Raw genomic sequence first — 13073 nt, forward strand, 5'->3', positions numbered from 1 at the left:
CGCCGGACGATAGCAGCGGCCCTGTGCCCCGGACCGCGCCGCCGGTGGCGCACGGACAGGCCTGCGCGACCTGCGCCGCCACGGGAACCGGGCGGGAGCGCAGTAGCATGGCGAGCCGTCCCCGCCCGTCGCTGACTCGACACGAGTGTCCCCGTGGCCCAACGCACCTCGCCGCCGCGCGGCCTGATCCCGCTCGGCGGCAAGCCCCGTGCGCGTGACTACCTGCGTGCCCTGTGGGCGCGACGACAGTTCGCGGTCAACCTCGCGACCGGGCAGCTGCGCGGCGAGCACATGGACACCGTGCTCGGCAGCCTGTGGAAGCTGATCAACCCGATCCTGCTGATCGGCATCTACTACTTCATCTTCGGGGTGCTGCTCGACGCCGGCACGGCGAACGTCGACCCGGCCGAGGACGTCCGTCCGCCGAACTACATCGCGTTCCTGACCGTGGGCGTGATGATCTACGGCTACATGCAGCGCACGATCAGCGGGGGCGCGAGCTCCATCGTCAACAACGTCGGCCTGCTGCGCTCCCTGCAGTTCCCGCGCGCGATCCTGCCGCTGTCGGTGGCGATCAAGGAGGCGATCGGGTTCTGGCCCTCGCTGCTGGTCATCCTCGCCACGATGGTGCTGACCGGCGAGGGGCTGTACCTCGGGATGCTGGTGTTCCCCGTCGTGTTCGTGCTGATGACGCTGTTCGACATCGGCGGCGCCATGGTGACCGCGCGGTTGACCGACACCGTCCGCGACATGCGCAACCTGCTGCCGTTCGTGTTCCGGCTCGGCTTCTACCTCTCCGGTGTGCTCTACGACATCACGCGCTTCACCGACAACGCCCCGGACTGGCGCTGGTTGGAGCCGGTGTTCCTGCTCAACCCGTTCTACGTGTTCATCTCGTTGTCGCGGGAGTACCTGATGCACTCGCACGGGCACTTCGACCTGACCTGGCTGTGGGTCTCGGCGCTCGCGTGGACGAGCGTGGCGCTGGTCGGCGGCTTCTTCTTCTTCACGTCGGCCGAGAAGCGGTACGGCCGTGGCTGAGTCGACCGCGCCCGCCGCGCAGGACCGGCGGCCCGACGCGCCGCTCGCGGACGACGACGTCAACGTCTGGCTCGACGACGTCCACGTCACCTACCGCATCTACGAGGACCGCGCCCTGCGGCTGCTGGACCTCGCCCGCGGCAAGCGACGCCGCTTCCGCGAGATCCAGGCGGTCCGCGGTATCGACCTGGTCGCCCGCCGCGGCGAGACGATCGGGATCGTCGGGCGCAACGGCTCGGGCAAGTCCACCCTGCTGCAGGCGCTGTCGGGCCTGCTGCCGGTCGACGCGGGTGAGGTCTACGCCCGCAGCCAGCCGACCCTGCTCGGCGTCGGCACCGCCCTGCAGCCCAACCTGTCGGGACGCCGCAACGTCGAGCTCGGCTGTCTCGCGCTCGGGATGAACGGCCGGGAGGTCGACGACGCGATCCCACGGGTGCTCGCGTTCGCCGGCGTGCAGGACTTCGGTGACCTGCCCCTGCGGGCCTACTCGTCGGGCATGCGGGCCCGGCTGCTGTTCGCCATCGCCACCACCGTCATCCCCGACATCCTGGTCATCGACGAGGCGCTCGCCGTCGGGGACGAGGAGTTCCGCGACAAGTCGCGCAACCGGATCAAGGAACTGCGCGAGGGGGCGGGCACGGTGTTCCTGGTCAGCCACGCGCTCGACACCATCCTGGACACCTGCACCCGGGTGTTGTGGCTCCACGACGGGCAGCTGCGCGCCGACGGCGATCCCGGACAGGTCGTCGACCAGTACAAGGCCGACGTCGAGGATCGCCGCCGCCGGGCCGCCGGCGGGTGAGCAGGCGCAGGGGCGGTCGGCGGGCGACCGCCCGGCCGCCGGCGGCGACGACCCGCCGGAGCGGTCCTCCGCGCCGCTAGGTTCCCGGCCAACAGACGTCGTCGACCGCGACGGCGAGGTGACGGGAGCCGGAAGCGTGGTGGATCCGCAACAGACCGGCGCACGGCAGGCGTGGCTGGCGGCCAACGGTGGGGACGGTGCCGTCGTGCTCGACGACGCCGGCACCGCCGCGGGGCGTCTCGGTGACCTCGGCGACGAGGCGACGACGGTGGTCGTGCTCGCCGACGTGCTCGACTCCCTCGACGACCCCGGGGTCGTGCTGGCCGAGCTGCGCCGCGTCCTGGCCGCCGACGGTCGGGTGCTGGTCGTCCACCGGGTCGCCGGAGCGGGGAGTGCGGAACCGCGTCGCTGGTCGACGCCGGCGGCACTCGCGTACGGGCTGGCCGAGCACCTCGCCCCGCGTGAGCTGAGCCTGGCCGACGGCGAGCTCCGGATGATCGCTTCCACCGGCCCGGCCGACCGCGCGGTCCTCGACCGCCTGGTCGCGGCGGTGTCCGACGCGGCGGAGCAGGCGTGGCAGGACGTCGCGGCGGACCTGCACCGGGGTCGGGAGGAACTGCGCGGGATGCGCGAGCGTCTCGAGGGGCTCCAGCCGGCCATCCGGGGTCGCAGCGTGGCCGCCCGGGACCGGGGACGACTCGAGCAGCAACTGCAGGAGCTGGTCGACGAGGCCGAGCAGCAGTTGTCCACGATGGCCTACGAGCGCGACGAGGCCCGCCACAAGCTCGCGGCGCTGCGGGCACGACGCTGGCAACGGCTCGGGTCCCTGCTGGCCGCCGCACGTTCGAGCCGCTCGGCCCTGCTGCTGCTGCCGTGGCGGCTCTGGCAGGTGCTGACCGGACCGCCGGCCCGCCCGAGCCTGCCCCCGCCGACGCACCGTCACGTCGAGCTGACCGTCGACGAGGAGCTGCCGGTGGTGACCGGCATGCGGCCGCGGGCCATCGATCCGGTCGAGCCGGTCGCGGTCGCCGACCTGCGCGTCGCCGGCATCCTCGACACGTTCACGCGGGCGTGCGTGGCCCCCGAGGTCGACCTCGTCACCTTCAGCCCGGAGAGCTGGCGCGACCAGCTCGAGCAGCGGCCACCGCACCTGCTGTTCGTGGAGTCGGCGTGGCAGGGCAACGACGGCAGTTGGCAGTACCGCATCGGTCAGTACGACGACGTGGCCTCGATCGGGCACCCGGACCTGGCGGCGCTGACCGCGTGGTGTCGCGACCGGGGCGTCCCGACGGTCTTCTGGAACAAGGAGGACCCGATCCACTTCGACCGGTTCCGGCGGGCGTCGACGCTGTTCGACGTGGTGCTGACGACCGATGCCGAGCGGGTGCCGGAGTACACGCGGCTGCAGCTGCAGTCGGCCGAGATCGTCGAGGCGCTGCCCTTCGCCGCCCAGCCGGTCCTGCACCATCCGACCGGCGGGATGGGGGTACGTGACCCGCGGCCGGCCTTCGCCGGCACGTACTACAAGCAGCGCCACGAGGCCCGCAAGCGCTCGCTCGAGCAGCTGCTGGACGCGGCCCGGGCGTTCGACCTGGTCATCTACTCGCGCACGCACGGCGACGGTGACCCCTCGACGGGCTTCCCGGAGCGCTTCGATCCGTACGTCGTCGGTGGTCTGCCCTACGACGAGATGGTGCGCCACTACCGCCGTCACCGGCTGTTCCTCAACACCAACTCGGTGGTCTCGTCCCCGACGATGTTCTCGCGCCGGGTGTTCGAGCTGCTCGCGTGCGGCACCCCGGTGGTGTCCACGCCGAGCCTCGGGTTGTCGACCATGCTCGGGGACGTCGTCGACGTCGTCGACGACGAGGAGGCGGCGCATGCCGCGATCCGACGTCTCGCCGAGGACGACGACTGGTGGCGTCGACGCAGCCTCGCTGGCCTCGAACGCGTGATGTCGGCGCACACCTACGCCCACCGGCTCGCGCAGGTCGGCCGCTGGTGCGGTTACGACGTGGCCGCCCACCGTGACGAGCGGATGGCCGTGCTGCGCCCGTCGGTCGCGACCGGTGTCCCCGTCGCGACCGACGAGGGCGAGCAGGAGGTGCTGCTGGCCGACGACGCCACCGGGACGGCCCCCGGCGCCGCGCACCGGGTCGCACTCGCCGGCACCGACGAGCGGGCCCGTTACCGCGAGCTGGCGGACCTGGCCGGCGCCGGATGGGTGCTCGTCGGCGAGGGCGCCCCGGATCCCGCGCTGGTCGCACGGTTGGCGACCGCGCGGCGCTACACCCGGGCCGAGGTGCTCGGTGTGGCCGTCGACGGCGGGCCGAGCCACCGCTACGTGACCTCGGTCGCGGTCGGTCCGGCCCTGGTACGCCGCGAGCTGGTGGCCCGGATCGGCTGGTCCTCGGACCCGACCGTGCTCGCGCCGCTGCTCGCCGAGCTGCGCGACGAGGGCGCCCGCCTGTACGCCGTCGAGGCCGCTGCGCCGGGCGGCACCGCATGAGGGTCGTCGTCCTGGACACCACCACCGACGTCGGGGCGATGGCGGCGTGGACCGCGGCGAGCGCCCGGGCGCTGGTCGCCGCGGGCGCCGAGGTCCGGGTCGTCGCCCGCAGCGGGCGGCTGCGCACGCTGCTCGCGGACGCCACCGGCGAGGTCCCCGGGCTCGAGGTGGCCTCCGACGGCGGGACCGCACCGGCCTCCGCGGCACGGCTGCTCACCGTCGCGACGGGGGCCGCGACCGCCGGCGACGCGATCCTGGCCCGCGGGCCCGAGGCGGTCCGCGAACTCCTGGCCCGCCGGTCGGCGGCACGACGCTGGGTCGCCCCGGACCCGCAGCTGCTGGCCGCCGACGACGGCCTGTGGCGCAGGATCGCCGCGGACGTCGAGGTCGTCCTGTGTCGGGACGAGGACGAGCGCGCGCGGGTCGTCGGACGGTTCCCGGCCGTCACGTGGCGGACGCAGGTGCTGGGCACCCCGCCGCTGGCCCGACGCATCCGGGCGACGGCGGACGGTGGCAGACCGCGTCTGCGGGGACGGCGCATCGCCGTCGCCGGACACGACCAGAAGTTCCTCGCGCCGCTGATCCCCGCGCTCGAGCGGGCCGGGGCGCAGGTACGCGTCGACCCGTGGCGCGGCCACACCCGTCACCACCCGCCCCGCTCACAACGGCACCTCGACTGGGCCGACACCGTGCTGTGCGAGTGGGCGCTGGGCAACGCCGTCTGGTACAGCGAGCGTCGCCGTCCCGACCAGCGGCTGGTGGTGCGCCTGCACCTGCAGGAACTCGCCACGCCCTTCCCGCACCGCATCCGGTCCGAGGCCGTGGACGCCACCGTCTTCGTCTCGGGCTTCACCCGCGACCGGGCCGTGCGGGAGATCGGCTGGCGCGACCGACTGCACGTCCTGCCCAACGCGGTCGACGCCGACGCCTTCGACCGGCCCAAGCTCCCCGGCGCCGAGCACGTGCTCGGTCTGCTCGGTGCCCTGCCCGAGCGCAAGCGGCTCGACCGGGCGCTGGACCTGCTCGAACGCCTGCGGGCGGCCGACGACCGGTTCCGGCTCGAGGTGGCGGGAGCGCTGCCGTGGGACAGCGCCTGGGTGCGGCAACGGCCGACCGAGCAGCGCTACTACGAGCGGCAGTTCGAGCGGATCCGTGCCACCCCCCGGCTGCGCCACGCCGTGCGGTTCGTCGGGCCGGTCGCGGACGTCCCGGGGTGGTTCCGGCACGTGGGCTGGATCCTGTCGCCGTCGGACGTCGAGTCGTTCCATCTCGCGCCCGCCGAGGGCATGGCTTCCCGCACGCTCCCGCTGCTGTGGGAGCGGGAGGGCGTGCACGAACTGTTCCCCGCCGAGCACGTCGTCGCCGACACCGCGGCGGCGGCCCGCCGCGTCCTCGACCTGCGCGCCGCCGGCGAGCTCGCCGCCCGGGGGCAGGCCGCACGCGACGTCGTCGTCGCGCGCTACGACCTGCCGGTCGTGGCGGCCCGGTGGGTCGACCTGCTCGCCGAGCTGCCCACGCGCCCGGCGGCGGTGTCGACGGTGCCCGACGGCGTGCGTCGGCTCGTCGGCCGTCTGCCGGCGCCGGCGAAGACGCTGGCCGGACGCGCGGCCGTCCGCCTGGGCGTGCGCTGACGCCCGTCCCGCCGGGTCATGCGGGACGGTCCCAGCGCAGCTCCAGACGGGCGTCGGAGGCGTCGGGAGCCCGGCTCGGCGGGCACGGCGTGGGACTGTCGGCCGGATCCGGGATCGTCGGTGGGTCGGTGGGGCCGAGGTCGGCGGGGCGCTCGTAGAGCCCCCAACCGCCGTCCTCGACGTCCTCGACCGGCCGGACGTCCCACCCGGCCAGTCCCTCGCCGGCCGGCGGCCGCCCGCGTGCCAGCGCGAAGACCCGGTGGCCGTCCTCGGCCAGGGCCGCGAGGTCGCGGCGCGCGTCGTGACACTGCAGCAGGGGTGCGTCGAGGTGCAGGACCTCGCCGAGGCAGCCGGAGTGCCACTGGATCTCGGGCCACTGGGTCTCGGAGACGAACGCGCACGGGGCGCCGTCGGCCTGCTCGGCCAGGGCCTCCCCGAGGCCGCGCGCCCGCGCCTGCAGCGGGGCGATCTGCTCGCTGTTGACCCGGGCGAGCACGCCCTGCCAGCCGACCACGACCAGGGCGACGACGAGCACCACCACCGACGTGGCGCGTGCCCGTGACCGCCGCAGCGCCGCGACCACGGTCGTCACGCCGGCGCCGACCGGCAGGGTGGCCAGCAGCATCGCGGGCAGCACGTAGCGCAGGTTGACGCCGGCGTTGAGCACCAGGTACGGCGTCGCCGTGGCCGCCGCGGTCACCAGGCCGGCGAGCGCCGCGACGCGCCGCTCGCGATCGAGCCGTTGGACGACACCGAGCAGCGCGAGCAGCGCGAGCCCGACCAGCAGCGCCAGGGCCCGGTAGGTCAGCACCGGCTCGGCCGTCACCTGCCGCACCGGTCCCTCGACGAGGTTGAGGTACTGGATCAGCTGGTCGCGGTCGGCGCCGGAGGCGGATTCGCCGGCGGCGGCGCCCAGCCGCGCGAACGGCCCGCCGAACCGGACGATCGCCTCGACGAGCCACGGCAGCCACCCCACGAACCCGCCGACGGCCAGTGCCAGCAGGCCGCGCAGGGACCGACGCCCGGCCAGGACCAGCAGCACCGGCGTCAACCCGAACGCGAGCCACACGCTCTCGGCGGGCCGCAGCCAGGCGACCACGGCCAGGGCCAGGGCCGTCGCGGCGAGGTCGCGTGGCCGGCGGTCGCGACACCACACGACCAGGTGTCCCGCCGTCGCGACCGCCGCGAGACCGGCCAGCAGGTTCGGGTAGAGCTCGACCGCGAAGTACTGCGGGACCCACCCGACGGCGGCGACCACCGCCGCGGCACCACCCGTCCAGCCCGCGAACCGGGCCCACGGGCGGAAGGCCAGCACCAGTGCCACCGAGGACACCAGCACCAGCCACAGGCGCAGCAGCGTGAGCGGCGCGCCGAGCAGCGCGACGGGCAGCGCCACCAGCGACATGCCGCGGGCCCGCTGGGGGCCGAACCAGACGTCGGTCTGCCCGGGCGTGACCTGCGCCAGGTAGGTCACCTCGTCCCAGCGCAGCTCGCGGTCCAGTCCGACGGTGACCACGGTGAGGACGCCGAAGAGCAGGCCGGCGAGGGTCACCAGGCCCAGCGGGGTCACCGTCCGACGCCGCCGGCGCTCCCGCGACGGCCGCGAGGCGACCGCACGCACGTCGGTCACCGGAGGCGGTCGAGGAACGCCACGATCTCCCGGGCGCACCGCTCACCGGCGTGACCGTCCCAGAACGGCGGTCGGTCGGTCGGGAAGACCGCCTCGCCCTGCAGCACCGCGGCGGCGGCGTCAGCGAGCTGCTCGGGGGTGACCAGCCGGTTGGTGCCGTGGGTGATCGTGATGGGGCGCTCGGTGTTGGGCCGCACCGTCAGGCAGGGGACGTCCAGGATGGTGGTCTCCTCCTGCACACCACCGGAGTCGGTGATGACCAGGTCGGCGCCCGACACCAGCGAGACGAAGTCCACGTAGCCCAGTGGGTCGATGACGTGGATGCCCTCGCCCGAGACCAGGCCCAGGTCGGCGAGTCGCTGGCGTCCACGCGGGTGCAAGGGGATGGCCACGTCGATGGTCTCGGCGACCTGCTTGAGGGCGTCCACGATCTGCTTGGCGACGACGGGGTCGTCGACGTTGGCGGGTCGGTGCAGCGTGGAGACGGCGACCCGCTCCGGCAGACCGGCCGCCGCACGGACCGGACCGGGGGCGAAGCGGTCGCGGTTGCGCAGCAGCGTGTCGATCATCGGGTTGCCGACCAGGCGGATCCGCTCGACGTCACAGCCCTCGTTGGCCAGGTGCGCGTACGCCTCCGGCGAGGTCACCAGCAGCAGGTCGGCCAGCACGTCGGTGACCCGGCGGTTGACCTCCTCGGGCATGGTCATGTCGAACGAGCGCAGACCCGCCTCGACGTGCACGACGGGGATCGACAGCTTGGCACACACCAACGTCGCCGCGATGGTCGAGTTGACGTCGCCGTAGACCACCATCGCCGCCGGTCGGTGCTCGAGGACGGTCGCCTCGAGACCGGTCAGCAGGGCCGCCGTCTGCGCCGCGTGCGACCCCGAGCCGACGCCGAGGTTGACGTCCGGCTCCGGGATGCCGAGCTCGCGGAAGAAGACGTCGGACATCTTCTCGTCGTAGTGCTGGCCGGTGTGGATCAGCAGCTGGGGCTGGTCGAGCGCTGCCAGGGCGTCGAAGACCGGCGCCATCTTCATGAAGTTCGGGCGGGCGCCGACGACGTGGGCGACGGTACGGGGCATGGAAGGACGTCCGGGGTCTCGAGGAGGGCTGCGGCTGGCAGACTACCGCCGCCCCCGTCCCCGACCGCGGTAGCCGCTGCGTGCCCACCGGCGCGCACGGTCGGGTCCGGCACAGGAGAATCCATGACCCTCGCGCGCCTGCTGCGTGCCCTGGCCCGACGTGCCACCACCGACCCGGTCGGTGCGGCCAACCTGGTCGTCACCCGGGTCCGCGACGAGCCCGCGCACGTGCTGGTGCGGGTGCTCGGCATGCTGCCGACCGCGGCGCGTCGCCGGCTCGTGGTCCCGCTGCGCACCGTCGGACGCCTCGTCGCACTGGTCGCCCCCCACGCCGGCTGGCCGCTGCTGCTGCAACTGGTGGCGCTCGACCTCGCCGGCGAGCGCGACGCCGCCGTGGCCGTCGCCACCCGGCGCGGCGAGCGCCTGTCGGCCACCGGGCGGCTGACGGTCGCGGGCTGGCTCGCGGAGGTGGAGCGGCCGCATCCCGCCCTGGCGTTGGTCGAGCCGCTGGCCGCCGTACCGCGCGTCCAGCGGGTGCGGGGGCGCATCCGCTGGCGGGCGGGCCACTGGGAGGCGGCCCGCGACGAGCTCACCGCCGCCCTCGACGCCGACCCGCGACCGACCACCCGGCGCACCCTGCACCGCGTCGCCGAGGATCTGCGTGCGCTCGAACCCGGCTGGTTGCCGAGCGTCGGTCGGCTCGCCCGCCAGGCGCCACGACCCGGACGCGCCGTGCACCTGCTCAACAACGCCCTGCCGCAGGTGCAGGCCGGCTACACGCTGCGGGCCCACCGCGTGGCCCTGGCCCAGCGCGACCAGGGCATCGACCCGGTCATGGTGACCAAGCTCGGCTTCCCGTGGCGCCAGGGGCTGGCCGACGCCGGCGAGCGCGACGTCGTCGACGGCATCCCCTACGTGCACGTCCCCGACCCCGGCGGCGACACGGTGTTCGGCACCGCCGAACGGGTGGAGCGGTCGGTCGCACGCACCGGGCCGGTCGTGGCCGCCCTGCGCCCGGCGGTGCTGCACCCGACCACGCCGTACGACAACGCCCAGGTCATGCTGGCCCTCGGCCGCGCCCTCGACGTCCCGGTCGTCTACGAGGTCCGCGGCTTCCTCGAGGAGACCTGGCTGTCGCGCCACCCGGGTGTGCGAGGGCTGGAGCAGGTCGACCGCTACCGACGCATGCGGGCCACCGAGGGATGGTGCGCGGCCCAGGCCGACCACGTCGTCACCCTCGGGGAGGCGATGAAGGCCGACCTCGTGCGCCGCGGGGTCGAGGCGCGGCGCATCACGGTCGTGCCCAACGCCGTCGACACCGACGTGTTCCGGCCGCAGGGCCGGGGTGGGCCGGTGCGCGACCGGCTCGGGCTGCCCGAGGGCCGCGTGCTGCTCGGCTACATCTCGTCGCTGGTGCCCTACGAAGGGGTCGAGGTGCTGCTGCGGGGCGTGCGCCACCTGCTCGACCGCGGCCGTGACGTCGCCGTGGTCGTCGTCGGTGACGGCACCGCCCGCGCGGGGTGGGAGCACGAGGCCGCCGAACTCGGGCTCGGCGAGCGCGCCACGTTCACCGGACGCGTGCCGCACGAGGAGATCCAGGCCTTCTACGAGGCCATCGACGTGTTCGTCGTCCCCCGCCGCGACGAGCGGGTGTGCCGCAACGTCACCCCGCTCAAGCCGGTCGAGGCCATGGCGCTCGAACGCTGCGTCGTCGTCAGCGACCTCCCGGCGCTCGCCGAGATGGTCGAGGAGGGCGTGACCGGCCGGACCTTCCGTGCCGAGGACCCGGTCGACCTCGCCGACGTCGTCGAACCGCTCCTCGACGACCCCGGCACGCGCGCCCGCTTCGGTCGGGCCGCCCGCGGACGCGTCGTGGCCGAGCGCACCTGGGCCGCCAACGGTCGTCGTTACGCCGAGATCTACCGCGCCCTGGGCGGGTGAACGCGGCGGAGCGGGTCAACGCGACCGGGCGGGTGGTGAGCGCTGCCGGACGGTCCCGCCCCCGACGTCGGTGGGGCGTCCGGGTGGCACGTGCGAGGCTGCCCTAGCCTCGGCGCGTCGAGGCGAGGCGAAGGAGCCGGGATGCCGAGGACCCCTGCACTGGCCGGGCTGCGCTCGCGCGTGGCCGACTGGCGCTGGCACCGCAGCGTCGACACCTACCTGGTGTCCTATCCGAAGTCGGGACGTACCTGGCTGCGGTTGATGCTGGGCGAGCTGTTGCGGGTCGACCACGGCGTGGACACCGACGACCCCACCGACCTGTACGGGATCACCGCCCCGCGGTCCGACCTGCCGACGTTGGCGGTCCGCCACGAGGGGCGGCCACACCGCTCGCGCCGCGAGGAGATCCGGTCGGACAAGCGCCGGTTCCGTTCCAAGGACGTGATCCTGCTCGTGCGCGACCCCCGCGACGTGGTCGTCTCGTCCTACTTCCAGGCGAGCCGCAGGGACGCCCGCTTCACCGGCACGCTCGAGGAGTTCATCGCCGCGCCGGTCGGCGGGTTCGACACCATCCTGCGCTTCTACGGCACCTGGGCGGCCGCACGCTCGGTCCCTCGTCGGTTCCTGCTCGTCCGCTACGAGGACCTGCACCGGGACACGCGTGGGGAGCTCGCGCGGGTGGTCGACTTCCTCGGGCTGCGGGCGAGTCCCGAAGGACTCGACCACGCGGTCGCGGCCGGGGACTTCGACCGCATGCGCGAGCTGGAGTCCAGCGGCGCGATCGCGGCCAAGCGCATGCGCCCCGGCGACGCGTCGGACGCCGAGTCGTACAAGATGCGTCGCGGCGAGGTCGGCGGCGCGGCCGACTACCTCGACGCCGAACAGTTCGCGCAGCTGACCGAGCGGGTCCGCCGCGAGCTGCCGCCGATGTTCGGCTATCCCGTCGCGCTCGACGGGACGACGCGTCCCGGCACCGACCCCGACGGCGGCAGCTGACACACCGAACGCTCGACATCGGGCCGTGCACGGGGAGCGGGCACTATCCTCGCCGGCTGCACGCGCCCCCGGCCGGTGGGTCCGCCGACGGCGACCACCCGGCGCACGGTGCGCTCCCTCCGCGCTGCGAAAGCGACCTCCATGCATCCTCGCGCCTCCGAATTCGCGTCCCAGCGGTGGACCGCCGGCGTCATCGGCCTCGGCTACGTCGGGCTGCCGCTGGCCGTCACGGCCGCCAGCCGCGGCCTGGACGTCATCGGTTTCGACGTCGCCCAGGCGAAGGTCGATGCCCTCAACGCCGGCGGGAGCTACGTCGAGGACGTCTCGGACGACGAGCTGCGCCAGGCGCTCGACAGCGGGGCCCGGTTCACGGCCTCCGAGGCCGACCTCCGCGAGGCCGACACCCTGTTCATCGCGGTGCCCTCGCCGCTGGGTCGCAACCGCCAGCCCGACATGTCCTTCATCGAGGCCGCGGCGGAGACGGTCGCACGCGTCGCCCGTCCCGGACAGCTGGTGACGCTCGAGTCGACGACCTACCCCGGCACCACCGAGGACTACCTGCTGCCGGCCATCGAGAAGGCGGGCCTGACCCTCGACGAGGACGGGTTCGTCGCGTTCTCGCCCGAGCGGGTCGACCCGGGCAACGTCCTGCACACCCACCAGATCCCCAAGGTCGTCGGTGGCGTGACCGACACCTCGGGTGAGGTGGCCGCCGCGGCCTACCGTCGCCTGGTCGACAACGTGCACGTGGTCTCCTCCGCGCGCGCCGCGGAGCTGACCAAGCTGCTGGAGAACACCTACCGGGCCGTCAACATCGCGATGATCAACGAGTTGGCACAGGTGGCCAACGTGTTCGACATCGACATCTGGGAGGTCGTGGACGCGGCGGCGACCAAGCCGTTCGGCTTCCAGCCGTTCTACCCCGGCCCGGGCGTCGGCGGACACTGCATCCCGCTCGACCCGCAGTTCCTCGCCTGGCGCGCCCGCGAGCTGCGTGTGGCGACGCGGTTCATCGACCTGGCCGAGGACGTCAACCTCCACATGCCCGACTACGTCGTCAACCGCGTCACGGAACTGTTGAACAACACCGGCAAGGCGCTGTCGTCGAGCCGCGTCGTCGGCCTCGGCGCCGCCTACAAGAAGAACATCGGTGACGACCGCGAGTCGCCGTCGATGGACGTGCTGCGGCTGCTCGAGCGCCGGGGTGCCGAGGTCGGCGTCCTCGACGTGCACGTCCCGACCGAGCGGCTGGCCCGGCACGGCTTCCACGCGCTGGAGAACGACGCCGACCTGTCCGACTGGGACCTCGCGGTGGTGCTCACCGACCACGACGACGTCGACTACGCGGCCGTCGCCGCGCAGGTGGACCTGGTGTTCGACACGCGCGGCATCTACCGCCGCAAGGGCATCGAGGCCGACAACGTCGTCGCGCTCTAGC

General features: G+C 74.0%; 9 protein-coding genes. 7 read left to right on the plus strand and 2 right to left on the minus strand.

The window, feature by feature from the left end; all coding sequences use genetic code 11:
• Window positions 1-153: 153 nt before the first annotated feature.
• The 4 genes from ELR47_RS03510 to ELR47_RS03525 all read left to right on the plus strand — a co-directional run bounded on the left by ELR47_RS03510 (window position 154) and on the right by ELR47_RS03525 (window position 5983).
• Window positions 154-1041 carry an ABC transporter permease gene (locus tag ELR47_RS03510; protein WP_130648628.1) on the plus strand — a complete coding sequence of 296 codons (888 nt, stop codon included), beginning with the start codon at window positions 154-156 and terminating at the stop codon, window positions 1039-1041.
• Window positions 1034-1843 (plus strand): ABC transporter ATP-binding protein, encoded by an 810-nt coding sequence (locus ELR47_RS03515; protein ID WP_130648629.1) that lies wholly within the window; start codon window positions 1034-1036, stop codon window positions 1841-1843. The genes ELR47_RS03510 and ELR47_RS03515 overlap by 8 nt, the downstream gene beginning before the upstream one ends.
• A 139-nt stretch (window positions 1844-1982) precedes the next feature.
• Window positions 1983-4352, plus strand: a complete 2370-nt coding sequence (locus ELR47_RS03520) for a glycosyltransferase family protein (protein ID WP_130648630.1) — start codon at window positions 1983-1985, stop codon at window positions 4350-4352.
• Complete coding sequence (locus ELR47_RS03525; protein ID WP_130648631.1) at window positions 4349-5983, plus strand: glycosyltransferase family 4 protein; 1635 nt, start codon at window positions 4349-4351, stop codon at window positions 5981-5983. The genes ELR47_RS03520 and ELR47_RS03525 overlap by 4 nt, the downstream gene beginning before the upstream one ends.
• 16 nt (window positions 5984-5999) lie before the next feature.
• Here the strand turns inward: ELR47_RS03525 and ELR47_RS03530 are convergent, their stop codons facing one another.
• Both ELR47_RS03530 and wecB read right to left on the minus strand, forming a co-directional pair.
• Complete coding sequence (locus ELR47_RS03530) at window positions 6000-7553, minus strand: hypothetical protein (protein WP_130648632.1); 1554 nt, start codon at window positions 7551-7553, stop codon at window positions 6000-6002.
• Window positions 7554-7609: 56 nt separating this feature from the next.
• Window positions 7610-8698 (minus strand): non-hydrolyzing UDP-N-acetylglucosamine 2-epimerase, encoded by a 1089-nt coding sequence (gene wecB / locus ELR47_RS03535; protein WP_130648633.1) that lies wholly within the window; start codon window positions 8696-8698, stop codon window positions 7610-7612.
• Window positions 8699-8821: 123 nt separating this feature from the next.
• Between wecB and ELR47_RS03540 the strand changes: the two genes are divergently transcribed.
• The 3 genes from ELR47_RS03540 (at window position 8822) to ELR47_RS03550 (ending at window position 13072) form a co-directional block, all read left to right on the plus strand.
• The gene (locus ELR47_RS03540; RefSeq protein WP_130648634.1) at window positions 8822-10639 is read left to right on the plus strand and encodes a glycosyltransferase family 4 protein; all 1818 of its coding nucleotides are present in this window, start codon (window positions 8822-8824) and stop codon (window positions 10637-10639) included.
• 141 nt (window positions 10640-10780) lie between these two features.
• Complete coding sequence (locus tag ELR47_RS03545) at window positions 10781-11635, plus strand: sulfotransferase domain-containing protein (RefSeq protein ID WP_130648635.1); 855 nt, start codon at window positions 10781-10783, stop codon at window positions 11633-11635.
• 141 nt (window positions 11636-11776) lie between these two features.
• Window positions 11777-13072: a nucleotide sugar dehydrogenase gene (locus ELR47_RS03550; RefSeq protein WP_130648636.1), complete on the plus strand. Its 1296-nt coding sequence runs from the start codon at window positions 11777-11779 to the stop codon at window positions 13070-13072.
• Window position 13073: the final 1 nt, after the last annotated feature.

Source organism: Egicoccus halophilus (assembly GCF_004300825.1).
Taxonomy (GTDB): domain Bacteria; phylum Actinomycetota; class Nitriliruptoria; order Nitriliruptorales; family Nitriliruptoraceae; genus Egicoccus; species Egicoccus halophilus.